The sequence below is a fragment of the Staphylococcus succinus genome (assembly GCF_029024945.1).
Lineage (GTDB): Bacteria > Bacillota > Bacilli > Staphylococcales > Staphylococcaceae > Staphylococcus > Staphylococcus succinus.
Genome location: NZ_CP118976.1, coordinates 1,954,584 through 1,981,384, shown reverse-complemented (window position 1 = coordinate 1,981,384; position 26,801 = coordinate 1,954,584). Strand labels below are relative to the sequence as shown.

Annotated in this window: 21 protein-coding genes; 16 read left to right on the top strand and 5 right to left on the bottom strand. The window is 32.6% G+C overall.

All coding sequences use genetic code 11. The features are described 5' to 3' along the window. Positions 1-7 precede the first annotated feature (7 nt). Positions 8-388 (bottom strand): sporulation phosphorelay system protein KapB, encoded by a 381-nt coding sequence (gene kapB / locus PYW31_RS09560; RefSeq protein WP_046837330.1) that lies wholly within the window; start codon positions 386-388, stop codon positions 8-10. Between the two features lie 67 nt (positions 389-455). Here kapB and PYW31_RS09555 point away from each other — a divergent pair, with 67 nt between their 5' ends. The 6 genes from PYW31_RS09555 to PYW31_RS09530 all read left to right on the top strand — a co-directional run bounded on the left by PYW31_RS09555 (position 456) and on the right by PYW31_RS09530 (position 6,497). After that, entirely contained in the window at positions 456-1,052 is a 597-nt protein-coding gene (locus PYW31_RS09555; RefSeq protein WP_046837331.1) for a peptidylprolyl isomerase, read from the top strand. A gap of 503 nt (positions 1,053-1,555) precedes the next feature. Then, complete coding sequence (gene ygs, locus PYW31_RS09550; RefSeq protein ID WP_046837332.1) at positions 1,556-1,939, top strand: S1 domain-containing post-transcriptional regulator Ygs; 384 nt, start codon at positions 1,556-1,558, stop codon at positions 1,937-1,939. A gap of 215 nt (positions 1,940-2,154) precedes the next feature. Next, complete coding sequence (locus PYW31_RS09545; protein WP_046837333.1) at positions 2,155-3,288, top strand: NADH-dependent flavin oxidoreductase; 1,134 nt, start codon at positions 2,155-2,157, stop codon at positions 3,286-3,288. 148 nt (positions 3,289-3,436) lie between these two features. After that, positions 3,437-3,565 (top strand): hypothetical protein, encoded by a 129-nt coding sequence (locus PYW31_RS09540; protein ID WP_256201624.1) that lies wholly within the window; start codon positions 3,437-3,439, stop codon positions 3,563-3,565. Between the two features lie 386 nt (positions 3,566-3,951). After that, complete coding sequence (locus PYW31_RS09535; RefSeq protein ID WP_046837334.1) at positions 3,952-5,142, top strand: ornithine--oxo-acid transaminase; 1,191 nt, start codon at positions 3,952-3,954, stop codon at positions 5,140-5,142. A 110-nt stretch (positions 5,143-5,252) separates the two neighbouring features. Beyond that, positions 5,253-6,497: a Glu/Leu/Phe/Val family dehydrogenase gene (locus PYW31_RS09530; RefSeq protein ID WP_046837335.1), complete on the top strand. Its 1,245-nt coding sequence runs from the start codon at positions 5,253-5,255 to the stop codon at positions 6,495-6,497. Between the two features lie 437 nt (positions 6,498-6,934). On the opposite strand, the gene PYW31_RS09525 is transcribed toward PYW31_RS09530, so the two are convergent. From PYW31_RS09525 to PYW31_RS09515, 3 genes are all read right to left on the bottom strand, one after another. After that, positions 6,935-7,882: a glycerophosphodiester phosphodiesterase gene (locus PYW31_RS09525; RefSeq protein ID WP_394298760.1), complete on the bottom strand. Its 948-nt coding sequence runs from the start codon at positions 7,880-7,882 to the stop codon at positions 6,935-6,937. Between the two features lie 508 nt (positions 7,883-8,390). Continuing rightward, entirely contained in the window at positions 8,391-9,764 is a 1,374-nt protein-coding gene (gene argH, locus PYW31_RS09520) for an argininosuccinate lyase (RefSeq protein WP_046837336.1), read from the bottom strand. Next, a complete protein-coding gene (locus PYW31_RS09515) occupies positions 9,754-10,959 on the bottom strand; it encodes an argininosuccinate synthase (RefSeq protein ID WP_046837337.1) in 1,206 nt (401 codons plus the stop codon). Before PYW31_RS09515 ends, argH begins: the two co-directional genes overlap by 11 nt. A gap of 345 nt (positions 10,960-11,304) precedes the next feature. Here PYW31_RS09515 and PYW31_RS09510 point away from each other — a divergent pair, with 345 nt between their 5' ends. The 9 genes from PYW31_RS09510 (at position 11,305) to PYW31_RS09470 (ending at position 24,867) form a co-directional block, all read left to right on the top strand. Beyond that, positions 11,305-12,636, top strand: coding sequence for a glucose-6-phosphate isomerase (locus PYW31_RS09510; protein WP_046837338.1), 1,332 nt, complete (start codon positions 11,305-11,307; stop codon positions 12,634-12,636). Positions 12,637-12,977: 341 nt separating this feature from the next. Beyond that, the gene (locus tag PYW31_RS09505) at positions 12,978-13,553 is read left to right on the top strand and encodes a TVP38/TMEM64 family protein (RefSeq protein WP_046837339.1); all 576 of its coding nucleotides are present in this window, start codon (positions 12,978-12,980) and stop codon (positions 13,551-13,553) included. A gap of 4 nt (positions 13,554-13,557) precedes the next feature. Further along, positions 13,558-14,079 (top strand): signal peptidase I, encoded by a 522-nt coding sequence (lepB, locus tag PYW31_RS09500; protein WP_046837340.1) that lies wholly within the window; start codon positions 13,558-13,560, stop codon positions 14,077-14,079. A gap of 18 nt (positions 14,080-14,097) precedes the next feature. Further along, on the top strand, positions 14,098-14,673 hold the full coding sequence (gene lepB, locus PYW31_RS09495; protein ID WP_046837341.1) for a signal peptidase I: 576 nt from the start codon (positions 14,098-14,100) through the stop codon (positions 14,671-14,673). A 237-nt stretch (positions 14,674-14,910) separates the two neighbouring features. Further along, positions 14,911-18,375 (top strand): helicase-exonuclease AddAB subunit AddB, encoded by a 3,465-nt coding sequence (addB, locus tag PYW31_RS09490; RefSeq protein ID WP_046837342.1) that lies wholly within the window; start codon positions 14,911-14,913, stop codon positions 18,373-18,375. After that, positions 18,372-22,028, top strand: coding sequence for a helicase-exonuclease AddAB subunit AddA (gene addA, locus PYW31_RS09485; RefSeq protein ID WP_046837343.1), 3,657 nt, complete (start codon positions 18,372-18,374; stop codon positions 22,026-22,028). Before addB ends, addA begins: the two co-directional genes overlap by 4 nt. A 21-nt stretch (positions 22,029-22,049) precedes the next feature. Next, complete coding sequence (locus tag PYW31_RS09480) at positions 22,050-23,189, top strand: DUF418 domain-containing protein (RefSeq protein WP_046837344.1); 1,140 nt, start codon at positions 22,050-22,052, stop codon at positions 23,187-23,189. A 117-nt stretch (positions 23,190-23,306) separates the two neighbouring features. Continuing rightward, positions 23,307-24,212, top strand: coding sequence for a fumarylacetoacetate hydrolase family protein (locus PYW31_RS09475; RefSeq protein ID WP_046837345.1), 906 nt, complete (start codon positions 23,307-23,309; stop codon positions 24,210-24,212). 265 nt (positions 24,213-24,477) lie between these two features. Further along, positions 24,478-24,867, top strand: coding sequence for a YisL family protein (locus PYW31_RS09470; RefSeq protein WP_046837346.1), 390 nt, complete (start codon positions 24,478-24,480; stop codon positions 24,865-24,867). A gap of 84 nt (positions 24,868-24,951) precedes the next feature. Here the strand turns inward: PYW31_RS09470 and PYW31_RS09465 are convergent, their stop codons facing one another. After that, a complete protein-coding gene (locus PYW31_RS09465; protein ID WP_046837347.1) occupies positions 24,952-25,473 on the bottom strand; it encodes a TetR/AcrR family transcriptional regulator in 522 nt (173 codons plus the stop codon). Positions 25,474-25,614: 141 nt separating this feature from the next. Between PYW31_RS09465 and PYW31_RS09460 the strand changes: the two genes are divergently transcribed. Beyond that, the gene (locus PYW31_RS09460; RefSeq protein ID WP_046837348.1) at positions 25,615-26,535 is read left to right on the top strand and encodes a ketopantoate reductase family protein; all 921 of its coding nucleotides are present in this window, start codon (positions 25,615-25,617) and stop codon (positions 26,533-26,535) included. Positions 26,536-26,801 lie beyond the last annotated feature (266 nt).

Sequence of the window (26,801 nt, the reverse complement as noted above, 5' to 3'; positions counted from 1 at the left end):
GGTATTTTTATTCAAAATTTTGTTTATATTGGATTGCATAATCTTTTTTTAATTGCTGTAAATTTTCTAAGGATTTTGCTGCGTGTAATGTACCTTGTGCTTTTAATTTTTGTTCTAAATTTGTGATTGCTTGTTGCAAAGAATCTACATAGGGCATTTCCTCTACATTAAAAGTTTTAAGGTGTGATTGTGTTGTATAACGTTTCTCAAATTGGCTGAGTGCTTTACGTTCATGAAAAAAAACATTTTCGGTTTCATTAGGGTTATGTAAATCGCCTTGTTTTGGGTGTTTAATTACTTGTTCAACTTGTACTAATACTTGATTTTCATCATTTTTTACTATTGAGACACCATAACTTCCAGTTTTATGTGCAAATCGATATAACATCGTTCATTCCTTCCCTTCATTTATGTTAGAATACATATATCATCTTAACATGAAATGGAGAATGAAAATGACTAACTATCCTCAGTTAAATTCAGAAATAAATGGTAATGAAATTAAATTAGTAATGCATACTAATAAAGGCGATATGACTTTTAAATTATTGCCTGATGTGGCACCTAAAACAGTAGAAAACTTTGTGACACATGCTAAAAATGGATACTATGATGGTATAACATTCCACCGCGTTATTAATGATTTTATGGTACAAGGTGGAGATCCTACAGCTACAGGTATGGGCGGCGAAAGTATTTATGGCGGACCATTTGAAGATGAGTTTTCACTTGAAGCATTTAATTTATATGGTGCTTTATCAATGGCGAACTCAGGTCCAAATACAAATGGATCACAATTCTTTATTGTTCAAATGAACAACGTACCTGAATCAATGTTAGGTCAATTATCTGATGGTGGTTGGCCAGAACCAATCGTTAAAGCTTATGGCGAAAAAGGCGGTACGCCATGGTTAGACCAAAAACACACAGTTTTTGGACAATTAATTGAAGGTGAAACAACTTTAGAAGATATTGCGAGTACAAAAGTGGGTCCTCAAGATAAACCATTACATGATATTACAATTGATTCTATTGATATCGAAGAAAGATAATAATAAATGATTATGAAGCGGGCAACAATTATATAAATTGTCGCCCGCTTAAAATCTTATGCAATTTTCAAATACCACAGTGGGAGATGTTGAAGTCTATGATCACATGGATGCAACACTTCTATTAGGGAAGCTGAAGAAATAGCTCAACCATTTCAAATAATTTACGGATTTTCATTTCGATGAAATTCTAGATTAGGAAGTGTGTCTTCAAATGGCAAATTAAGTATTGCAATTAGAGGCAGAATATAAATGATAAATAGAATGAACAAGGTTTAAAGTGTGCACATTGTAGTAGTAGCATCGTGTATATATTTAAGCCTTTTTTTCGTGCAATTTAACTTAGTAATGCTGTTATAACAGTTATATTTGCTTATTTGAGTTTTTATTGTCAAAACTATAATCTAACAAATCGTGAAATTTTTCTATATTAATGTTAGTGACTTCCTATAATTTATGCTATTATAATAGTGTTAAGTATTACGAAATAAGGGGTTATCACGTTGAATAATCACTATAAGGTAGGTCAACATATTAAAGTTCGTGTGACTGGTATTCAACCGTATGGCGCTTTTGTAGAAACCCCTGACAATGCTGAAGGATTAATCCATATTTCTGAAATCATGGATGATTACGTCCATAACTTGAAGAAGTTTTTATCAGAAGGACAAATTGTAAGAGCGAAAGTAATTTCAATTGATGAAGAAGGAAAGTTGAACTTTTCTTTAAAAGATAATGACTATTTTAAAAATTATGAACGTAAGAAAGAAAAGCAATCAGTATTAGATGAAATTAAAGAAACCGAAAAATATGGGTTTCAAACAATTAAAGAACGCTTACCGGTTTGGATTAAACAGTCCAAAAACGCGATCAAAGATGAAAAATAATCTTTCGAAAAAACCACTAACATTTTATGAGATGTTGAGTGGTTTTTCGTTTGTATAGAAGTATTTATATTTTAGTGATGGGTATATAGTCCATGTAAGATATTATAAATGAAATTAAAAATACATGCATGAGCATATTGTTTTATATTTTATAGCAAAGTAGTTAGAATTAATGAGCACTGAACGAGTATTAAAATTTAGGAGGCAATATCGAAATGAATAAAAAATTCCAACCGTTATTTGAAAAACTAACTTTACCTAATAAGGTAGTGTTAGAAAATAGATTTGTATTAGCACCATTGACACATGTATCATCAAACGATGATGGTACTATTTCAGACGAAGAAGTTGTGTATATGGAGCAACGCTCAAAAGATGTAGGTTTAGCTATATCTGCAGCAAGTAATGTTACTGATATTGGTAAAGCTTTTCCAGGTCAACCTTCAGTAGCACATGATTCAGATTTAGAAGGCTTAAAACGATTAGCTAAAGCCATGAAGAAAAATGGTGCAAAAGCAGTGGTACAAATTCATCATGGTGGTGCACAAGCATTACCAAACTTAACACCTAATGGGGATGTAGCAGCACCAAGTCCTATCTCAATGAAAAGTTTTGGTGAACAAGAAGAACATCATGCACGTGAAATCACAGTTGAAGAAATTGAAAATACGATTAAAGACTTTGGTGAAGCTACACGCCGAGTAATAGAAGCGGGATTTGACGGTGTAGAAATTCATGGTGCTAACCATTATTTAATCCATCAATTCGTATCACCTTATTATAACCGTAGAAATGACGAATGGGGCGAAGATCGTTTGAAATTTGCTTCTTTAGTTGTTGATGAAGTAACTGAAACAGTTAAAAAATATGGTAATAAAGATTTTATCGTAGGATATAGATTTTCACCAGAAGAAGCAGAGTCACCAGGAATAAGTATGGAAATAACTGAAACATTAATTAAACATCTTATTGAAAAACCGCTAGATTATTTACATGTGTCATTATTTGATATTCATTCTAAAACACGTGAAGGTAAATATGAAGGTCAAGAGCGCATTGATTTATTACATCAATGGATTGATGGTCGTATGCCGCTTATAGGTATAGGTTCAATCTTCACAGCAGAACAAGCTTTAGATGGTATTGAATCAACAAACGCAGAACTAATTGCATTAGGTAGAGGCATTTTATTAGATCATAATTTTGTGAGCAAAATTAAAGAAGGTAACGAAGACCAAATTATTTCCGAATTTGATCCTGATGATGAAAACAAACACCATTTACCAGAAAAACTTTGGACACAATTTAATCAAAGATTTTATCCACTTCCTAGAAAAGATGAAAAATAGAATTTAGCATATAACCATGGAGTATAGATACCCTGATATCAGTGTATCTATACTCCATTTGTTATTTAAGACTAAAGATGGATGTATTTATGAATCAAACTTATTAACCTTAGTATATTAAAGTTTATATATGAAGGTGGTTTAAAGCGTGATCAGACAATATTTAATTAATGAATTTAAGACATGGATTCATGTTCAAGTAAATAATATGATACATATAAACGCATTTTCGGCAGATTATCAGCAACTTATTTATGATTGGAAAGAAAGTTATTAAATCAAAATAATTTTTATTCTTCTTTTTAAAGTAATGAATGCTAATGAATACCGAAAGTTTATATAAGCGTTACAGCAAGCTTTGATATGACTAATTATACAATTTATTGTAATTTTAATTGGAAATAAATTAATTTTATAAAATAATAGAATTGCCTTGTATAAGTGTAGGGATATATGTCATTATATATGTAAGGGCTTACATAAAAGAAATGAAGTTAAAGTGATATTTTTTAATTGTACTTTGTGGTACTTTTCGATTCATAACCCTTGGGAATTGGGCATTTTAAGAAAATAGTTTCAGTTGTCTTGCAAATACGTTATGCTATGAATGAGTATCATTTAAAGAGTTTAAAGGCTCTTAAATTTAAACTAAGGGGAGATATCATGTCAAGATCAGAAGAAATCATTGAATTAACAAATCATTATGGAGCGTCAAACTACGTACCGCTTCCGATTGTCATTTCGGATGCTGAAGGTGTTTGGGTGAAAGATCCAGAAGGTAACAAGTATATGGATATGTTATCAGCTTATTCAGCTGTAAACCAAGGCCATAGACATCCAAAGATTATTCAAGCACTAAAAGATCAAGCGGATAAAGTTACATTAGTTTCTCGTGCTTTCCATAGTGAAAATCTAGGGGAATGGTATGAAAAAATTTGTAAGCTCTCAGGTAAAGAAAAAGCTTTACCAATGAACACAGGTGCGGAAGCGGTTGAAACTGCTTTGAAAGCAGCACGTCGTTGGGCTTATGATGTTAAAAATATCGAGCCAGATAAAGCAGAAATTCTTGCGTTCAATGGTAACTTCCATGGTCGTACAATGGCGCCAGTATCATTATCATCAGAGGCTGAATATCAACGTGGATACGGCCCATTATTAGAAGGATTCCGTAAAGTTGATTTTGGAGATATCGAAGCTGTTAAAGCTGGTATCAATGAAAATACTGCTGCAATTCTAATTGAACCTATCCAAGGTGAAGCTGGAATTAATGTACCGCCAGAAGGTTACTTAAAAGCAATCAGAGAATTATGTGATGAACATAATATTTTATTTATTGCCGATGAAATTCAAGCTGGATTAGGCCGTTCTGGTAAATTATTTGCAACAGACTGGGACGATGTTAAGCCAGATGTATATATCTTAGGTAAAGCTTTAGGTGGCGGAGTATTACCTATCTCTGTAGTATTAGCAGATGAAGAAGTTTTAGGCGTATTTACACCAGGATCACATGGTTCTACATTTGGAGGTAACCCACTTGCTTGCGCGGTATCCAATGCAGCATTAGATGTGATTGTAGACGAAGATTTACCTGGACGATCATTAGAATTAGGTAACTACTTCAAATCAGAATTAGAAAAGATAGACCACCCTTCAATTAAAGAAGTGCGTGGCCGTGGATTGTTTATTGGTATTGAATTAAATGAGAATGCTAGACCGTATTGTGAAGCGCTAAAAGAGCAGGGATTATTATGTAAAGAAACACATGATACTGTGATTAGATTTGCGCCACCACTCATTATTTCAAAAGAAGAATTAGACTTTGCATTAGACAAAGTAAGAAGCGTTTTTGCGTAAATATACAGTTCCATAACATAAGTTTTGAAAAGACTTTAAAAAGAAAAATCTTATGTTACAATTAGCATGAAAGCGAAATCATTAGTGACGAAAAAGAGGCGAAATGGATCATGACTGAGAATAATAATTTAGTTACTTCTACGCAACAAATTATTAAAGAAGCATTGCATAAACTGGGATTTGACGACGGTATGTACGATTTAGTGAAGGAACCTTTAAGATTTTTACAGGTCAGAATTCCTGTACGTATGGATGACGGTACTGTTAAAACGTTTACTGGGTACCGTGCGCAGCATAATGATGCTGTTGGACCAACTAAAGGTGGAGTAAGATTCCATCCTGACGTGGACGAAGAGGAAGTTAAAGCATTATCAATGTGGATGACATTGAAATGTGGCATTGTGGATTTACCATATGGCGGTGGTAAAGGTGGAATTATTTGTGACCCACGACAAATGAGTATACATGAAGTGGAACGTTTATCCCGTGGATATGTTCGCTCAATTTCTCAATTCGTTGGACCGACTAAAGATATTCCAGCGCCAGACGTATTTACAAACTCTCAAATTATGGCATGGATGATGGATGAATATAGTTCATTAGACAAATTCAATTCACCAGGTTTTATTACTGGTAAACCTATTGTTTTAGGGGGATCACAAGGTCGTGATCGTTCAACAGCATTAGGCGTAGTCATTGCAATTGAACAAGCTGCTAAAAGAAGAGGTCTTGAAATCGAAGGTGCACGCGTCGTAATTCAAGGTTTTGGTAATGCAGGTAGCTTCTTGGCTAAGTTCTTATATGACATGGGAGCAAAAATTGTAGGTATTTCAGATGCATACGGTGCATTACACGATCCAGAAGGTTTAGATATCGATTATTTACTAGATAGAAGAGATAGCTTCGGCACTGTAACTAATTTATTTGAGGAAACAATTTCAAATAAAGAGTTATTTGAAATCGACTGTGATGTATTAGTACCAGCAGCAATTTCAAATCAAATTACAGCTGAAAATGCTAATGATATTAAAGCTGATGTTGTGGTTGAAGCAGCAAATGGTCCAACTACGCCAGAAGGTACACGTATTTTAACTGAGCGTGGCATATTATTGGTACCAGATGTATTAGCGAGCGCTGGAGGCGTGACAGTTTCTTACTTTGAATGGGTGCAAAATAACCAAGGTTATTATTGGACTGAAGAAGAAGTAAATACAAAATTACGTGAAAAATTAATAACTGCATTTGATACGATTTATGAATTATCACAAAACCGTAAAATTGATATGCGCTTAGCAGCGTATATTGTAGGTATTAAACGTACAGCAGAAGCTGCACGATATCGTGGTTGGGCATAAGTGAACGTAGGACTTTAATCTATTATAGATGAAGCAGTATCTGGGATATGAAATTCTCAGAATTTAAAAAGGTGATTTCTATTTTTATTTCAATAGAAATCACCTTTTTTATATTAAATTTAGTAAGTAAGTATATGTTGTTGCTAAAGGTTACTTACTAGATTTAATATTTCGGTGTTGATTCAAAACGTTAACGCAATCATATTATAATATTTAGTTTATAATTAATCACTGACTTCTATGAAGCGTGACATTGTAAAGCATACTATACGTGAAAGATTGTAAGATTTAATGAATTAGCGATTAGGATGAATACTTATAAAATTATTGGATAATTATAGAAAAGAACCCATTCATTGCTAACGAATGGGTTCTTTTAAATCTAAAAAGGCGTATTCATACTTTTATTATTAAAGTATTTTAAAGTGTGTAGATGTTTATTTACTATCTTCTACAACTTGTTTATAAATGTCAGCGTAATTAGTGAATACGCCATCAACACCATAACTATTTAAACGTTCCATATCTGCTTTGGTATTAACAGTATAAGGGTGTACTAAGAAGCCGAGTTCTTTTAAATTTTTTACATTATCTTTAGTTAAATCAGTATAATGTGGACCTACACCAATCGCAAATTTTTTGATGTATTCTAAATCTTGTTCGGACAGATTAGGCAACTCACCCTTATTTAAAAGTCTTACTAAAGGAACATCTGGGTTTAAGTTGTTCATTTTTTCAATACTATCTTGTGAAAAAGATTGAACGATGACATGTCCATTATTTAAAGCATCGTTGGTAAGTAAATTATGCTTATCTAAGGTATCAAGTAACTTTTCTTCCATACCTGGATAAACATCTGGTGATTTTGTTTCGATATAGTAATTAGCATTTGCACCATATCGATCAATAATTTGATCTAATGTAGGGACTTTCGCTCCTTTATATGCTTCATCAGCATAGTCAGGATTTTGTTCATTAAATTTACTACCGGCATCTAGTTTTTTAAGTTCTTTTAATGTATATGAATCTACTCTACCTGTGCCGTTAGTTGTTCTATCTACAGTTTCATCGTGCATTGCTACGAGTTTACCATCTTTAGTCATTTGTAAATCGATTTCAATGTATGAAGCGCCTATTTCATTGTGACTCTTATCATATGCGGGAAATGTATGCTCTGGTGCATAGCCACTTGCACCTCTATGAGCAATCGTTGCATATTTCTCTCCATTTAAATTATGTATTTCCTTAGTATCTGCACTTTTATCGTCGGCCTCGTTAACTGTTTTTGCTGACGAAGTAGTATTTTCGTTGTTTGTATGTTCAGTTGGTTGTGTTTGGTTTTTAGTAGTATCTTGAGTTTGTGTTTGTGAAGCATTTGGTTCCAGTTCTTTAGTAGTATCATCTTGGGATGCTACAGATGATTGTTCATTCGTAGAAGACTGTGATTGAGGTGAGTCTTGTTCTTGAGTGTTGACTTGATTTTGCTTTTGGGTATCTTGCTGTTGTGCTACTGTTTTTGTTTGAACTTGAGATGCATCGTTATTTTCATCAGCCTTTGCCATAGAGGTAGAGGCTAGTAATGATAAAGATAAAACCGTCATACTTGATACCATAATTCTTTTCACATTTTTCATAGTGCTTCACTCCTTAATTTGAACTGTACATACATATTACCTTTGAATATAATATTTTAAACACTATTTACGTATTCTTAATTAAAAGTATAAAAAATTAATTATAGTTTGATATATTAATTGTAAGTTAATTAGTTGTTTTTTTACTGTAAAATGTTAAAGGTGTGTAAAAGAAGTATGAAATAAAAAAGAATTAAAAAAGGAAAAAGGATTGGAACAACAAGTTATGTTTGTTCCAATCCTTAAATGTAGTTTAAAGTTATTTTTGTGCTTTGATTACTTTTAATTGTTGTTTAACTGCTTCTTGTCCAGTTGAACCATAACTGATTCTACGACTTACACAGTTTTCTGGTTTTAAATAATCATAAATGTCAGATTCGATACTTGTATGAGCATTTTGATATTCTTCTAAAGGCACATCTAATAAATAAACATTATTTTGAATAGACCAAAGTACAATTTTACCAACTATTTCATGAGCGTTTCTAAATGGTACGCCTTTATTCACTAAATAGTCTGCAAGTTCTGTTGCGTTAGAGAAGTCATTGTAGACGGTTTGGTGTAAGTGATCTACGTTGACTGTCATTGTATCTATCATACCGTCAAAGATACGTAATGAGCCTTTGAGCGTGTGAATCGCATCAAATAATCCTTCTTTGTCTTCTTGCATATCCTTATTGTATGCAAGTGGCAAGCCTTTCAATGTCATTAACATACTCATTAAATGACCAGTCGTTCTACCAACCTTACCTCTAATTAATTCGGCCATGTCGGGATTTTTCTTTTGAGGCATAATAGATGATCCAGTAGAAAATGCGTCAGATAATGTAACAAAGTTTGCTTCGGCAGAAGACCAGAAAATAATTTCTTCAGCAAAACGAGATAGGTGAACCATGGTCAAAGATATATTGTGTAATGTTTCGACAATATAATCTCTATCACTCACTGCATCCATACTATTTTCATATATAGCGCTAAAGTTTAATAGAGATTGCGTTTCATGACGATCAATTGGATATGTTGTACCACTTAATGCAGCAGCGCCAAGTGGGGAGATATCAATACGTTTCATACTGTCTTGAAAACAAGATTTATCTCTTTCTAGCATCCAGTAATACGTTAATATATGGTGTGCAAATGATATTGGCTGTGCTCTCTGTAAATGCGTATATCCAGGCATAATGGTATCAATATGCGCATCAGCAACTTTAACAATTGTCTGTTGAAAAGAAGTGATGAGTTCAATCAAATGAGATACTGCTTCTTTTGTATATAAATGCATATCTGTAGCTACTTGATCATTACGGCTACGACCAGTATGCAACCTTCCACCAGCATCCCCAATGCTCTTAATTAATTCATGTTCTATATTTAAATGAATATCTTCTAAAGAAACATCTAAAGATAAGTTACCTTGTTCATAATCAGTTAAAATATCGTTTAAACCTTTAATGATTTGATCGCAGTCTGAATCAGAAATGATACCTTGTTTGGCCAACATGGTTGCGTGCGCAATACTACCTTGTACATCATATTGAATTAATGCCTTATCAAAGTGTATAGAAGCATTAAATTCATCAACCCATTCCTCAGGCTGTTCGCTAAATCTGCCACCCCAAGCTTTAGTGCTCATCGTGATAACCACCGTGTAACATTGAATTCACTTGAGTAGGTAGGCCAAAGATATCTATGAAACCAACTGCTGATTCTTGATTAAATGCATCTTCTTTAGTATAAGTTGCTAATTTTTCATTATATAATGTATGAGGAGATTTTCTACCATTAACTATGGCATTCCCTTTGTACAATTTAATACGTACATCCCCAGACACATATTGTTGCGTACTATCTACAAATACTTTTAAGTTGTCAGTTAATGGTGAGAACCATAAACCGTTATAAACTTGTTCTGAAAATTGTTTTTCAATGACAGGTTTGAAATGAGCGACATCTTTTGTAAGTGTAATCGTTTCGAGCGCTTTATGTGCTTTGACAATTACTTCCGCACCAGGTGTTTCATATACTTCTCTTGATTTAATACCAACTAATCTATTTTCAACATGGTCGATTCTACCAATACCATGTTTACCAGCAAGTTGATTGAGTTCTAAAATAAGTTCACTTAATTTGTAGGATTGACCGTTTAACTCGGTAGGAATACCTTGTTCGAATGATAGAACGATTTCTTCTGCTTCATCTGGTGTATTTTCTAACGCTTGTGTTAAATCGTATGCATCTTCTGGTGGAGCTGCATAAGGATCTTCTAATATACCGCATTCATTACTTCTACCCCATAAGTTTTGGTCAATTGAGTAAGGTGAATCATGTTGAATTGGAACAGGAATGTTATGTTTGATTGCATAATCAATTTCTTCTTCACGACTCCAAGCCCATTCTCTAACAGGTGCGAAGACTTTTAAATTTGGATCTAATGCTTTAATCGCCACTTCAAAACGCACTTGGTCGTTACCTTTACCTGTACAACCATGAGCAATGCCTACAGCATCTGTTTTGTCAGCAATTTCAACTAATTTTTTAGAAATTAAAGGTCTTGATAATGCAGAAACTAATGGATATGTACCTTCATACATTAAGTTCCCTTTGATAGCATAAGATACAAATTGTTCACTAAATTCTTCAGTAGCATCAATAATATGACACTCAATTGCCCCCATATCTAATGCTTTTTGATGTACTAAATCTAAATCTTTACCTTCTCCAACATCTAAGCAACAAGCTACAACATCGTAACCTTTATCTAATAACCATTTTACTGCAACACTTGTGTCTAATCCGCCTGAATATGCTAATACAATTTTCTCTTTCATAACTTCCACCTCTATTTGTAATTTTAATAATTTGTTTTGTTAATTTGATATTGATTAGTATAGCAGATAATAAATGAAAATAAAACCATTTTTATACATAAATATACAAAAATATTTCGGTGGTGAATTTTGAATTATGATTACCAAGGAATGTGTATGTAAGTTTAAGAGCGTTTGAAGGGTGTATTATAAATGCATATAAATATGAATATGATGCAAGTTGTTTAAATAGTAAAATTTGACGAAATTGTCATAATTTACAATTATCTATAGGCTAGTTGTTTGAATAGTGAAAATAAAATTAGTAAAATGATTTTGAAATTAAAAACACTGGAGGCAAATCAAATGACTCATATTCAATTAGATTATGGTAAAACTTTAGAATTTTTTGGCGAACATGAATTACAACAACAAAAAGATATAGTGAAATCGATTCATAAAACGATTCATGAAGGTACAGGTGCTGGCAGTGATTTCTTAGGTTGGATAGACCTTCCTGTAGATTATGATAAAGAAGAATTCTCACGCATATTAGAAGCTTCTAAACGTGTGAAAGAGCATTCTGACGTATTTGTAGTAATAGGTATTGGTGGTTCATATTTAGGCGCGCGTGCGGCGATTGAAATGTTAACGTCTTCATTTAGAAATAGTGATGAATATCCAGAAATCGTTTTTGTAGGTAATCATTTATCTTCTTCTTATACACAAGAATTAATTGATTATTTAGATGGTAAAGATTATTCAGTTAACGTTATTTCTAAATCTGGTACGACAACAGAACCAGCAGTGGCATTTAGATTGTTCAAACAGTTATTAGAAAGTAAGTATGGCAAAGAAGAAGCGAAAAAACGTATTTTCGCTACTACAGACAAAGAAAAAGGGGCACTTAAACAATTAGCTACAAACGAAGGTTATGAAACATTTGTAGTACCTGATGATGTTGGTGGCCGCTACTCTGTATTAACTGCAGTAGGTTTATTACCAATCGCGGTAGCTGGTATAGACATTGAAGCAATGATGCAAGGTGCTGCTAAAGCCCGTGAAGAATTGTCATCAGAAAATTTAGAAGATAACATTGCATATCAATATGCAACAATTCGTAACGTATTATATGCAAAAGGTTATGACACTGAAATGTTAATTAACTATGAACCATCTATGCAATATTTTAACGAGTGGTGGAAACAATTATTTGGTGAGTCAGAAGGTAAAGATTTCAAAGGTATCTATCCTTCAAGCGCAAACTATACAACTGATTTGCACTCACTTGGACAATATGTTCAAGAAGGACGTCGTTTCTTATTTGAAACAGTAGTCAAAGTGAACAATCCAAAACATAATATTACTATTGAAGAAGATAGTGATAATTTAGATGGCTTAAATTATTTAGCTGGAAAAACAATAGATGAAGTCAATACGAAAGCATTTGAAGGAACGCTTTTAGCACATACTGATGGTGGTGTTCCTAACCTAGTTGTTAATATTCCTCGTTTAGATGAAGAAACATTTGGTTATGTAGTTTACTTCTTCGAACTTGCTTGTGCTATGAGTGGATACCAATTGGGTGTTAATCCATTTAACCAACCAGGTGTAGAAGCATATAAACAAAATATGTTCGCATTATTAGGTAAATCAGGATTTGAAGACAAAAAACAAGAATTAGAAAAACGCCTATAATTTAAATCGTATTTCATTGATGACTTCATAATAAAATATGTACGTGTATGTATGAAATTTAAATTTGTTCGTTTTCTATCTATTAAATTGAATAAATAAAAAGGTGGCTCATCCTAAATTCAGATTTAGATGAGTCACTTTTTTATTTATGTTTAGGAATGACTATAAGCAATACTCTATTATCTAAATACATTATTTAAGTAAAAAATCTATGAGTCGATGATAAGCATACTTATTCGTTCTTAAGACTGATTTATGAGCAAACTAACACTTTATAGTTTGAAAAGTTTGAGGTTACAATTATAATTACGAAGAATAGTAATATTATGAGGAATGATTTGATGACGGAAGAACAAGTTCAGCATTGGTTTGATTTATTTGGAAGTCTAGGCTATATTATAGGTTTTTTATTGCCGTTTATTGAAGCATTTCTTCCTATTTTACCAATCATTGTATTTGTAATTGTGAACGTCAATGCCTATGGCTTGGTTATTGGTACGTTGTTAGCTTGGCTTGGAACAGTGGTTGGTAGCTATATTGTGTTTCTTATTTTCAGGAGACTTACACATACAAAATATATGAAGAAATTGCAACAACGCACATCAGTTCAAAGATTGATACATTTTATTGATAGACGTGGCATTATACCTATATTTATTTTATTGTGCTTTCCATTTACACCTAGTGCATTTGTAAATATTGTAGCTAGTTTATCTCATATTAGAGCACATGTATATTTAACAGTACTTTTTGCATCGAAATTAGTTATGATTGGCCTTATTGGATGGCTAGGTAATGATATAACGACATTATTTACAAATCCTACAAGACTTATTTTAATTATGATTGTGTTTGTTATTGTATGGTTTATTGGACGCAAAATCGAGAAGTACTTTATGCATTCTTCAGGAGAGTGACATTATGCGAAGCATATTAAAACATTTGATTTCCATCATTATTGCGATTATTATTGTACTATTGATTCAGGCTTTTATTGTCACTGGTACAGTCATAAAGAATGACGCTATGGAACCGAGTTTGAAACTAGGGGATAGAGTGATAATAAATAAAGTTAAAACAACTTTTAATTTACTAGATAATAATGACATTATAATGTATCGTGAAGGTAATGATATTAAAGTAAGTAGAATTATTGGAAAGCCAGGACAGTCTATTGCGTATAAAAATGGCACGCTATATAGAGATGATAGACAAGTAGATGAACCCTATGTTAATAATGAAAGTATAACTAATTTATCACTTAGGAATCTTAAACATTCTGAAGAAGATATTATTCCACCCAATGCCTATTTCGTTCTTAATGACCAACGGAAGCATGAGGATGATTCGAGGACATTTGGTTTTATACAAAGAAACGATATCATAGGCGATGTGAGTTTGAGATATTATCCTTTTAAAAAATTCACAATGAACTTTAATTAAATAGATGAGGTGTAAAAATTGAAAAAAGAGATATTGGAATGGTTTGTGTCGATCGTTGTTGCAGTTGCATTAGTATTACTTATCGTAAACTTTGTGGCGCAGTCATATACAGTTAAAGGGGATTCTATGGATCCTACTTTAAAAGATGGAGAACGCGTAGTCGTAAATTTATTTGGTTATAAATTTGGAGACATTAAAAAAGGTAATGTGATTGTGTTCCATGCAACGAAAGACAGTGATTATGTTAAACGTGTTATTGGTACGTCTGGCGATAATGTAGAGTATAAGAAAGATAAACTATATGTAAATGGTAAAAAGGTAGACGAGCCATATTTAAATTATAATGAGAAACATAAGCAGTATAATTATATTACTGGTAGTTTTGAAACCAAAGACATTAATCAGGTAGATCAGAAAAATAAAATTCCAAAAGGTAAATTACTTGTACTCGGCGACAATCGTGAGGTAAGTAAAGATAGTCGTTCATTTGGTTTGATTGATGAAGATCAAGTCGTTGGCAAAGTGTCATTTAGCTTTTGGCCGCTAAATGAAATGAAATTTGGGTTTGATCCTGATACAAAAGAGGATAAATAATATTTAATTTAAAATACTAACAAAGTTTAAACCTTTGTTAGTATTTTTTTGTTATCCGGAATGTGTATAAGTCATATTAAGTATTAATAAATCGGTTTTTCTAAACCTTAAAATATTATAAAAGTAATTGTGATATGAGTTGATGATTAAAATATGAATATAGCTTTATGAGTATTTAGATTAACGATGCACAACCTTTTATATGTTAAAATATAAGTCAAAGGAGTGGAAGATGTCATGGAATTAAATGCTTATATTGGAAGAGCAGGTACGGGAAAATCACATGCAATGATAGAAGAAATAAAAAACAAAATGAAACAAGATCCGTTAGGCGACCCGATTGTCTTAATTGCTCCAACACAAAATACTTTTCAACTTGAGCAAGCATTCGTAAATGACTCTGAACTGAACGGTAGTCTGAGAACAGAAGTATTACACTTTGAACGACTAAGTTATCGTGTCTTTCAAGAAGTTGGCGGTTTGATGGAACAACAATTGTCGAAAGCAGGCACAGAAATGATGATTTATGACATCATTCAACAACACCAATCGGACTTAAAGCTTTATCGTTCTCAAGTTAAATATTACGGTTTTAGTGAGAAACTCTATGAGCAGATACAAGATTTTAAGAAATATGCAGTATCCCCTGAACAGTTAACATCATACATAGAGACAAATACACTACAAACTAGAACCAAACATAAGCTTCAAGATATAGCACTTATTTACAAACATTTAGAAGATAGAATAAATGGAGAATATGTATCTACTGAAGATAGTTTGCAACGTTTTATAACGGTGATGGACAAATCTGAATGGCTCAAACGTACTGAAATTTATATCGATGGGTTTCATAACTTTTCAACGTTGGAGTATCAAATCATTCAAAGCTTAGTGAAGTATGCCAAAAAGGTAACGATACTATTAACAACAGATGGTGATAAAGATACGTTTAGTTTATTTAGAAAACCATCAGAATCACTTACGCATATAGAAGATATAGCACAGCAGTTAAACTTACAATTAAATGTTAAGCGTTTTAACCAAGCATATAGGTTTAAAAATAATGTTTTATCTCAATTAGAACAGAGCTTTAATGCTTTGCAATTTGAGCCTATAGCGACACAAGGTAATATAGAAATCTTAGAGTCTTCTATAATGAGAGAAGAAATCAATGAAATTGCACGACGTATTTTAAGAGAAACACGTGAACAAGGACGTCGTTATCAAGATATAGCCATATTGTATAGAGACGAATCCTATGCTTATCTGATGGAGTCTATCCTACCACAATATGGTATTCCGTATAACATTGATGTGAAAGAGTCTATGACACATCATCCAATCATGGAAATGTTGCGTTCACTTATTGAAGTAATTCAAACTAATTGGAAGTTTGATCCACTGATGCGTTTGTTTAAAACAAATGTTTTAACTAAGAAATTTAAAGATAGTCATCTACTTATTGATATCTTAGAAAATTTTGTGTTGGAACGTGGCATTTATGGCAAACGTTGGATAGACGAAAAGTATTTCCATGTAGAGCAGTTCAGAAAAATGGGGTTAAAACGTCAGCCGCTGACAGATGATGAACGAGAAACTTTTGAACGTGTGATTCAATTGAAAGCTGATGTCATTGACAAAGTTATGCACTTTGAAACAAAAATGAGTGAAGCGAATACAGCGGTTGGATTTGCAACTGCATTTTATGAAGCGTTGGAAGCCTTTGATTTACCAAGTTTATTAATGACGGAAAGAGATACACTAGATGTAGAAGGTGAACATAAAAAAGCAGAGGAAATTGACCAAATATGGAACGGCTTGATTCAAACTTTAGACGATCTTGTTACGGTGTTCGGAGATAAAAGTATGTCCCAAACTAGATTTTTAGAGCTATTTGATATTGGTTTAGATCAATTGGAATTTGTCATGATTCCGCAAACATTAGATCAAGTGAGTATTGGTACAATGGACTTGGCTAAAGTTGATAACAAAGCACATGTATACATTGTAGGGGCCAATGATGGTGTTATCCCACAAACTGTTTCATCTTCAAGTTTGATCACGGATGACGAGAAGAAATATTTTCAAGAACAAGCATCAATAGAATTAAGTCCTACAGCAGATATACTACAAATGGATGAAGCCTTTGTCTGTTATATTGCAATGACGAGAAGTCGTGTGGCTGTGACATTCTCTTATTCACTTATGGGAACAAATGGTGATGAAAAAGAGCCGAGTCCATTTTTAAATCAAATTCAACAGTTGTTTACAAATCTAGAAGTTCAAAATATACATCATCAACATCAAGCTAATCCACTTACTTTAATGGAACATCCACACCAAACAAAAATTGTGTTATTTGAATCATTAAAAGCATGGTTAGACGATGAAATAGTTGCAGATACTTGGTTAGATACATATCAAGTTATGAGAGATGATGATCGTCTAAATAAAGGATTGAATTATTTGTTATCTGCACTGACATATGATAATAAAACGGTGCAATTAAGCGAATCACTATCTAAAGATTTATATGGAAGTACGATAAATGCCAGTGTTTCACGTTTTGAAGGATATCAAGCATGCCCATTTAAACACTTTGCTTCACATGGTTTGAGGTTGAATGAACGAACAAAATATAAACTAGAACATTTTGATTTAGGTGATATTTTTCACCAAGTATTAAAATTCATTTCAGAAAAAGTGAATGGCGATTTTAAAAATTTGAATACAAAGCAAATTCATAAATTGACGGTTGAAGCCTTATCGGAAATATTACCCGAGGTTCAATTTAATTTATTGAATTCAACTGCGTATTATCGTTATTTATCACAGCGAATTGGCGCAATAGTTGAAACAACATTGACCGCATTGAAATATCAAGGTAATTATACTAAATTTACACCACAACGCTTTGAAGCTGGCTTTAGAAGAAAACCACGAGACCATGACGAACTTTTTGCAGAGGCATTGCAAACAACACAAGGTATTCCAATCAATATTCGCGGACAAATAGATCGTATTGATACTTACAATGAAGGGCAACAAAGCTTTGTAAATATTATTGATTATAAATCGTCTAAGTATAGTGGTACTTTAGATTTAACAAAGGTATATTATGGTATGCAAATGCAGATGATGACTTATATGGATATTGTTCTTCAAAATAAATCACGACTTGGTTTAACTGAAATGACCAAACCTGGCGGCTTACTCTATTTCCATGTTCATGAACCACGTATTAAACTAGCGTGGAACCAATTAAGTGAAGAAAAGAGAGACGAAGCATTTATTAATTCATTTAAATTGAGTGGATTGTTGAATAGTGATGAATCTGTGTTAGATGCATTTGATACAAGAATTGAACCGAGCTATACGTCTGATATTGTACCACTCGGATTGAAAAAAGATGGCGGTATTAAAAGCAATAGTAAAGTTGCAGATGAACAGACCATTTATAAACTCATTAAACACAATAAACAAAATTTTATTGAGACTGCATCAGATATTATGGACGGCCATACAGAAGTTGCTCCATTGAAATATAATCAAACTTTACCGTGTGATTTTTGTAATTATAAATCGGTTTGTCATGTAGACGGAATGATTGATAGTAAACGATATCGTACAGTAGATGAATCTATTGATCCATTAGAAGAAGTTCAAAAAGTGGCGTTAGAAGAGGATGATCAAATATGAGCCAAATTCCAGTGAAACCCGCTGATGTTAGATGGACGGATAATCAGTGGAAAAGTATTTATGCAAAAGGGCAAGATGTGCTTGTAGCAGCGGCTGCAGGTTCTGGCAAAACAGCTGTATTAGTTGAACGTATTATACAGCGCATTTTAAATGATGAAATTGATGTAGATCGATTACTTGTCGTGACATTTACGAATGCAAGTGCACGTGAAATGAAACATCGTGTGGATCAACGGATACAAGAAGCTTCGCAAGAGGCGCCTGATAATGAACATTTAAAAAACCAACGAATTAAAATACATCAAGCTCAAATTTCTACACTACATAGTTTCTGTTTGAAATTAATTCAACATCATTATGATGTATTAGATATAGATCCAAATTTTAGAACAAGTGGTGAAGCGGAAAATATACTGTTATTAGAGCAAACAATCGATGAAGTTTTAGAGCAACATTATGATATCCTTGACCCTAGTTTTGTTGATTTAACAGAACAATTATCATCCGATCGAAACGATGATCAACTGCGTAATACAATTAAACAAATGTATTATTTTAGTATAGCAAATCCTAATCCATACGGATGGCTCCGAAATTTAGCAAGTCCTTATTATGATGAAGCACAGCAAAATGAATTACTACAATTATTGAATGAATTGGCTATGATTTTTATGGAGTCAGCGTTAGAAGCACTAGATAAAAGTTATAACTTATTTATGTTGTTGGAAGAAGTAGATAAGCAAGTAGCAGTGTTAGAAAAGGAAAGAGCATTTTTAAATCAAGCCATGGAAGATGGACAGTTAAATTCCGAAGTGATTGCACAACATCAATTTGAAGCTCGTTTTCCAGCAAAGAATAAAAAGATAAAGGAAGCAAATGAAATGATGATTGATGCTTATGATGACGGTAAAAAGCATTATGATCATTATAAATCATTAGTCTCGAAAGTGCAGGAAGATTATTTTTCCCGAGATGCGCAAGATTTGAAACAAGACATGCAGAAATTAGCACCAAGGGTTTCTTATTTATCTAAAGTCACAGCCGATGTGATTGAACAATTTGATCAAAAGAAACGGAGCAGAAATCTCTTAGATTTTTCTGATTATGAACACTTTGCCTTACGCATATTGATGAATGAGGATGGCTCGCCTTCAGAAGTGGCTGATGTATATCGACAACAATTCGAGGAAATCTTGGTCGATGAATATCAAGATACAAACCGAGTGCAAGAAAAGATATTGTCATGTTTTAAGCGTGGAACTGAAGCTGATGGCAATTTATTTATGGTAGGTGATGTTAAGCAATCTATCTATAAATTTAGACAAGCCGATCCAAGTTTATTTATCGATAAGTATAATCGATTTACATTAGATGGTTCTAACAATGGTATGCGTATTGATTTATCTCAAAACTTCCGCTCTCGAGAAGAAGTATTAACGACGACAAACTATTTATTTAAACATATGATGGATGAATCCGTAGGAGAAATTATATATGATAATGCAGCACAACTCTACTATGGTGCCGCATTCGATGATAAACCACATGATGTACAAATGAATATGTTGGTCGAAGACCCTTCATCAGATTTAAATGGTTCAGAACAAGAAGCAGAATATATAGTGCAACAAGTAGAGAAGATTATGGATGAGCACGAAATATATGATATGAAAACAAATCAATATCGTAAGCCAAGTTATAAAGATATTGTCATATTAGAAAGGTCATATGGGCAGGCTAGAAAGATTCAACAAGCTTTTAAAGATCATAATATTCCGTTCCATGTTAAGAGTAAGGAAGGGTATTTTGAACAAACTGAAGTCCAATTAGTCTTATCATTTTTAAGAACAGTAGATAACCCTTTACAAGATATCTATTTGGTAGGATTGATGCGTTCAGTCATTTATCAATTTACTGAGGATGAATTATCAAATATTCGTGTCCTTAGTCCAAATGATGATTATTTCTACCAATCTATCCAAAACTATATGTCTCATGAAGCATCCAATAAAAATTTAGTGGAAAAATTACAAGCATTTTTACAGGATATAGCAATGTATCAAACGTATAGTCAAAGTCATCCAGTCTACCAATTGATTGATAAATTTTATAATGACCATTACGTTATACAATATTTCAGTGGTATTATAGGTGGCAAAGGGCGTCGTGCTAATTTATATGGCTTGTTTAATAAAGCTGTGGAATTTGAAAATTCGAGTTTCCGTGGTTTATATCAATTTATACGTTTTATAGATGAATTAATGGAACGTGGAAAAGATTTTGGTGAAGAAAATATTATCGGTCCAAATGATGATGTTGTGAGAATGATGACAGTGCATAGTAGTAAAGGCCTTGAATTTCCTTTTGTAATTTATTCAGGATTATCTCGTAAATTTAGAAGAGATGATTTGTATAAATCTGTAATTCTTAATCAAACCTACGGTCTTGGCATGAATTACTATGATGTAGAAAGTAATATTTCTTATCCGTCATTGTCTTCAGTAACTTATAAAGCTATCACAGAAAAAGAAATGATTTCAGAAGAAATGCGTTTAATTTATGTAGCATTAACGCGAGCAAAAGAGCAATTGTTTTTAATCGGTCGTGTCAAAGACGAGAAAGAGCTGCAGCAATTAGAGCAAGCACCAGTGTCAGATACACATTTACCCGTGAGTTACCGTATAACTGCACAAAGACCTATTGAGATGATTTATCCAATATTGGCCAAATATCAATCTACATCGTTACCTAACGAATTACGCTTTGAAAATTCAATTCATGATATAGAAGCATCTATGATACCTTATGTCCATCTAACAACAGACTTTTATCAAGATATTGCTTCAGAAACAGTATTTGAAGAAAGCGAGCAGCGGACAATCCAAGATATTCATGCATTAAATACTGGTAATGATGCCATAAAAGAACAAATACAAACACAGTTAACACATGAATATACATTTCAGATGGCAATTGATAAGCCATCAAAACAGTCTGTATCTGAACTTAAAAGACAATTAGAAACCGAGCAAACTGATACCAACTATGATCGTGTCCGCCAATATCGTATTGGTTCAGCAGCCTACGATAGACCAGACTTTTTAAGTCACAGCTCCAAGCGTAAAGCGAATGAAATAGGCACATTGATGCATACTGTCATGCAACATTTACCGTTCCGAAGTGGTGGTCTGAACCAATCAGAAATAGAACAATATATTGGACGACTCATTGAGCAACATATCATTCCTGAAGATGCGAAAACAGACATACGTTATGACGATATAACGTATTTTGTTCAAAGTGAATTATATGAAACCATCGCACAAAGTGACGCAATATACCGAGAGTTACCATTTGTTGTAAATCAGTCTAAAGTAGAATCGATGAGAGAAGTAGAAGAAGATGCTTCGATAATTCAAGGTATGATTGATTTGATTTTTGTAAAAGAAGGACAATATTATTTCGTTGATTATAAAACAGACGCTTTTAACAGAAGGAGAAATATGACAGATGAAGAAATAGGTGAACAGTTAAGGTCACGGTATAAAGTACAAATGGATTATTACCGTAATACATTAGAAACACTGTTAAATGCTGACGTTAAAGGATATTTATATTTCTTTAAATTTGGTCAACTATCTATTGATTCTTAGAATCTAAAGGGAGGTTGTTTTGTGCCACCACAAAAGCGGTTATTCGAATTAGATGCATTACGGGGATTGAGTTTATTTGGTATCGTGCTTATGAATATTTTAGTTTTTAGTATGCCATATGAAGAAGCTTATTTACCGGATATAGTACACGGCATCAACGAAGGACTTTTACGAATAGTTACGCTTGTCGTTATCAGTTCATTTTATCCAATCTTTTCATTTTTATTTGGATATGGATTAGCAATTATGTATGAAAATATCCAATATAGAGGCCTTCGTTATTATCCGATTATATATCGAAGGTTAGCTTGCTTATTGATTATCGGTTTAATACATGGGTGTTTTATATTTTCTGGCGATATTTTATTTGGGTATGCATTTACAGGAATGCTCGCAGTGTTGTTAATTAAAAAGAAAACGAAAACATTGATTAAAGCGGCAACAATATTGTTTGTATTAAAAATTATCCTCATTGTCATACCATTTTCAGTATTCTCATGGAACACAGGAAGAAATGATACAAATAACTTTTCAGGTATGTCTTTGGGACAACTCATAGATGTTAAGCAAAATGGTAATTATTTTGACTTGTTAAAAATAAATATCAATGAAACAGTGATGAGTGTCTTAGATGTTATGACAACATCGGCGTACTTAGAGTTTTTACCATACATTCTATGCGGTATAATAGCGCAAAAATTAAATTTAATCACTGTTCTACGTAACAATAACAATCAAAAACGCACGACTTTCTGGGGAATGCTATGTATAGTTATAGGGTATACTCTGAAAGTGCCATTCGCGATAGATTATAGTAATAATGCTTTTCAATATATAAGTGCCATGGTTGGAGGTCCGATTGTAGCAGCAGGCTATATTTTAATATTTTTACGTTTATGCCAAGTGTCAAAAGTTAGAAAAGTTGTCCACCTGTTTGAATATCCTGGAAAGTTAAGTTTAACAGTGTATTTATCACAAAGTATTATTTTTACTTTGATTTATATGGGGTTAGGTTTATATAACAAGCTAGAGCTTTATCAGTCCTATCTCATTGTACTTATTGTATATAGTTTACAAGTTTGCGCTAGTTATTACTATTTAAAAAAATTCAAACAAGGTCCGGTTGAATGGGCGTGGAGAAAAATAACATATTTAAAGTAATTGTACGATTATTTCTAAACTGATTGAATTTTTAGAAAATACCAGGTATTTATTTGTTATTTGGTAGTAAATATAGTTATAATATGTATTAAGATATAGATGAGGAGCTGATATTGAATGAAATTCCTATCATTCAGACATGAAGGACAGACATCTTATGGTGTAAAAGTAAAGCGTGAAGAAGCAGCGTGGGATTTGAAAAAAGTCTTTGCTGATTTTGCTGAAGGAGAGTTTCATCCTAAAACATTATTACATGGCCTTCAACAGAATCAAGTCGTAGATTTCCAAGAACAAGTGCGTAAAGCAGTTGTTGCTGCAGAAGATAGTGGCAAAGGTGAGGATTATAAAGTACAATTTGCTGACGTTGAATTTTTACCTCCAGTTACACCAACAAATAATATAATTGCTTTTGGACGTAATTATCAAGAACATGCAAATGAATTAAATCATGAAGTTCAACGGTTATATGTATTTACAAAAGCGGCATCGTCATTAACTGGTGATAATAGCACAATCCCAAATCACCAAGATATTACTGATCAATTAGATTATGAAGGTGAATTAGGTATCGTCATTGGAAAATCTGGTGAAAAAATACCTAAGGGCTTAGCGTTAGATTATGTGTATGGTTACACTATTATTAATGACATTACAGATCGTAAAGCTCAAAAAGCACAAGACCAAGCATTCTTATCTAAAAGTTTAACTGGTGGATGTCCAGTCGGTCCGTATATTGTAACTAAAGATGAATTGCCTACACCTGAAGATGTTAATATTGTAACAAAAGTTAACAATGAAATTCGTCAAGATGGTAATACAGGTCAAATGATTCTTAAAATAGATGAATTAATAGAAGAAATATCTAAATATGTTGCGTTACATCCAGGTGATATTATTGCGACAGGTACCCCAGCAGGTGTCGGTGCAGGTATGAATCCACCCAAATTCTTACAACCTGGTGATGAAGTTAAAGTAACGATTGATAACATTGGTACTTTAACGAACTTTATTGCTGAAAAATAAATATACTTAAACGGACTAACATTTGAGATTGTTAGTCCGTTTTTTGAGTGATTTAACTATGGAAATTAGGGACTTTGATATAAATGATGAATTGTAAGAAAATAGATTTTGAATTTCTTTTTGAAAAATGACAAAGTATTGAGTATGATGAGGATGGAAGCATATTATTTTTGCAATTCAAAGACTACAAAAATTTTACTTATATATAATTTATTGTAGTTAATAGTTGTATGAAGTAATAAAAAATATGTGTGGGGGTTATTTAATGTTACATATTCATATTACATCATGGGTGCTTGCAATTATTTTGTTCTTTGCTGCGTATTTTAACTTTTCAGTAAAACAAGGCGCAACACCTTACTTTAAACCAATTCATATGGTATTAAGACTCTTTATGGTATTAGTTTTAATTTCAGGATTTTGGTTATGGATTCAAGCTTTTTCTTCTGATAATGCTGGAGGGCATATGTTACTAACATTGAAAATGTTAGGCGGCGTAGCAGCTGTTGCACTTATGGAAGTTACCATTGCGAAAAGGAAGAAAAGCCAACCAAGCCATGGATTAATGTGGACAACGATTATCGTCATTATCATTACGATGTGTTTGGGTATTATCTTGCCACAAGGACCAATTACAAAAATGTTTGGTTTATAAAGAAAAAGCAGTCATTCATTATGTGATTGCTTCAAGCTGTCGACAGAATTTTTGATTTTGTTGACAGTTTTTTTGTGCATATTTTTATAGAAATGATTCAATATGTGGTGCTAATAAACGCCATAGTTCATTACTTAATTCATCAATAGAGCATGGTCTAGATTGTTCAATCCACCAAACGATAACGCCTACTGTTGCTGAACCTAAAAACTGTGTCATTATTTCATTGTCTTTTTGCTTAATAGATTTCATGAATTTCTCTGAAAGTGTCTGTTTTAATATATTTAAATCTGATTTTTGTATCAATTTCTTAAGGAGATCATATTGCTTATCGATGGCGACAAGTATTTCTCGTATACCCTCTTTACCGTCTTCTATTGCATACATATAGTGCTCACATTTCTCAATTGCCTCTGCCATAATAAAATCTATGGCGTGATTAAGAATGTCATATTTATCGATAAAGTTTAAATAAAGCGTTCCCCTATTAATATTGGCAAATTCAGCTATATCTTTCATAGATATTTTAGCAACGTCTTTTTCCTGCATGAGTTGTATAAAAGTTTCGATAATGAGTTGGCGTGATTTTTCTTGTCTTTTATCCATAATTACTCCTTAGTTCTCGACAATTTTTGATATTTGTACATTAAACATCAAAATGTACATTTTGTTTATTGAGTTTAACGTTTTATAATGATAACTTCAAGTTAATGAACAAATGTTTATTAAAAAGGGAGGAGTATACCAATGAATATACTTATTTATGGTGCTGGTGTGCAGGGGCAATTTTTAGCACATGCGCTAAACAAACCTGAGAATAATATAACGATATTAGCAAGAGGACAGGCCTACAACAATTTGAATGATAGGGGAGTCGTATTAAACCACTATTTCCAGAAGCGAAATACAAAAGAACATTTTAGCTATATTAGTGAATTAAATGAGACTGATCATTATGATGTTATATTTGTAACAATGAAATATTCAGATGTCTATTCAGTTGTACCTATAATAGGGAAAAATGTTACGCAGAATATCATTTTTGTGGGGAACAACACCAATCCACACAAGCTTCGTGAAACTGTTCTTAAGCAATCAAAGACATCTAAAAATGTATCTTTTGGTTTTTTAATGACTGGGGGAAATAGAAATGACAGCACAACAACGGTTATCCGATTTAATGCTGGAGAACTAAAAGTCAGTCACCTTGAGGAGAAAATACCATTTCAAAATAAACTTTATAAAATATTCAAAGATTTACCTATAAAATTAACTTATGAAGCAAATTTTGAAGATTGGCTAATGTCACATGCAGCAATGATTATACCTTTAAATACAGGCATAGCGCTAAAAAATCAGTATAAAGGAAAACAACAACAACAACTGATTAACAACATCATAAAGTCATATAATGAACTACACTTATTAATAGAACAAAGTAACTATAAAATTATTCCTAAAGTCCAAGCTATATTTTTTAAGAAATTTAAATTCATTGCATATCCCATGTTAAAATTCTTATTAAACATTAAAGTGATGAATCAAATTCAAGGATCTAATAGCGAAGTTACATCATTATATCAAGATATTAAATTACTAAATGAACAAACTGCAGTGACAACGCGTCATTTAGATAAGATAGTTAAAAAAGTAGAAGAATTAAATTGATTTAGAATCAATACTTTAAAGATAAATTAATAAGATCTTTTTGAATTTTAAAATGAAATTTATAGCTTGAAAGAGAATGGATGGAGAGACCCTGTTTAAAGATGTGACTAAATTAGAAACAAATGTTAATCATGATACATTTGAATAGGCGCATTGTGGAACGATACAGTAAAAATATAAGCAACTTTGAGATAAGTATGTAAAATTGAAATTGTACTAGAAGGCAAGAAGCAAAAAATGAATTTACGAAATAAAATCGATGATTT

Bases quoted from the DNA above. Each gene is read 5' to 3' on its own strand.
- PYW31_RS09515 (WP_046837337.1), bottom strand. From the start codon at position 10,959: ATGAAAGAGAAAATTGTATTAGCATATTCAGGCGGATTAGACACAAGT.
- kapB (WP_046837330.1), bottom strand. From the start codon at position 388: ATGTTATATCGATTTGCACATAAAACTGGAAGTTATGGTGTCTCAATA.
- PYW31_RS09530 (WP_046837335.1), top strand. From the start codon at position 5,253: ATGACTGAGAATAATAATTTAGTTACTTCTACGCAACAAATTATTAAA.
- PYW31_RS09470 (WP_046837346.1), top strand. From the start codon at position 24,478: ATGTTACATATTCATATTACATCATGGGTGCTTGCAATTATTTTGTTC.
- argH (WP_046837336.1), bottom strand. From the start codon at position 9,764: ATGAGCACTAAAGCTTGGGGTGGCAGATTTAGCGAACAGCCTGAGGAA.
- addA (WP_046837343.1), top strand. From the start codon at position 18,372: ATGAGCCAAATTCCAGTGAAACCCGCTGATGTTAGATGGACGGATAAT.
- PYW31_RS09545 (WP_046837333.1), top strand. From the start codon at position 2,155: ATGAATAAAAAATTCCAACCGTTATTTGAAAAACTAACTTTACCTAAT.
- PYW31_RS09465 (WP_046837347.1), bottom strand. From the start codon at position 25,473: ATGGATAAAAGACAAGAAAAATCACGCCAACTCATTATCGAAACTTTT.
- PYW31_RS09460 (WP_046837348.1), top strand. From the start codon at position 25,615: ATGAATATACTTATTTATGGTGCTGGTGTGCAGGGGCAATTTTTAGCA.
- PYW31_RS09535 (WP_046837334.1), top strand. From the start codon at position 3,952: ATGTCAAGATCAGAAGAAATCATTGAATTAACAAATCATTATGGAGCG.
- PYW31_RS09555 (WP_046837331.1), top strand. From the start codon at position 456: ATGACTAACTATCCTCAGTTAAATTCAGAAATAAATGGTAATGAAATT.
- PYW31_RS09510 (WP_046837338.1), top strand. From the start codon at position 11,305: ATGACTCATATTCAATTAGATTATGGTAAAACTTTAGAATTTTTTGGC.
- lepB (WP_046837340.1), top strand. From the start codon at position 13,558: ATGCGAAGCATATTAAAACATTTGATTTCCATCATTATTGCGATTATT.
- PYW31_RS09505 (WP_046837339.1), top strand. From the start codon at position 12,978: ATGACGGAAGAACAAGTTCAGCATTGGTTTGATTTATTTGGAAGTCTA.
- addB (WP_046837342.1), top strand. From the start codon at position 14,911: ATGGAATTAAATGCTTATATTGGAAGAGCAGGTACGGGAAAATCACAT.
- PYW31_RS09475 (WP_046837345.1), top strand. From the start codon at position 23,307: ATGAAATTCCTATCATTCAGACATGAAGGACAGACATCTTATGGTGTA.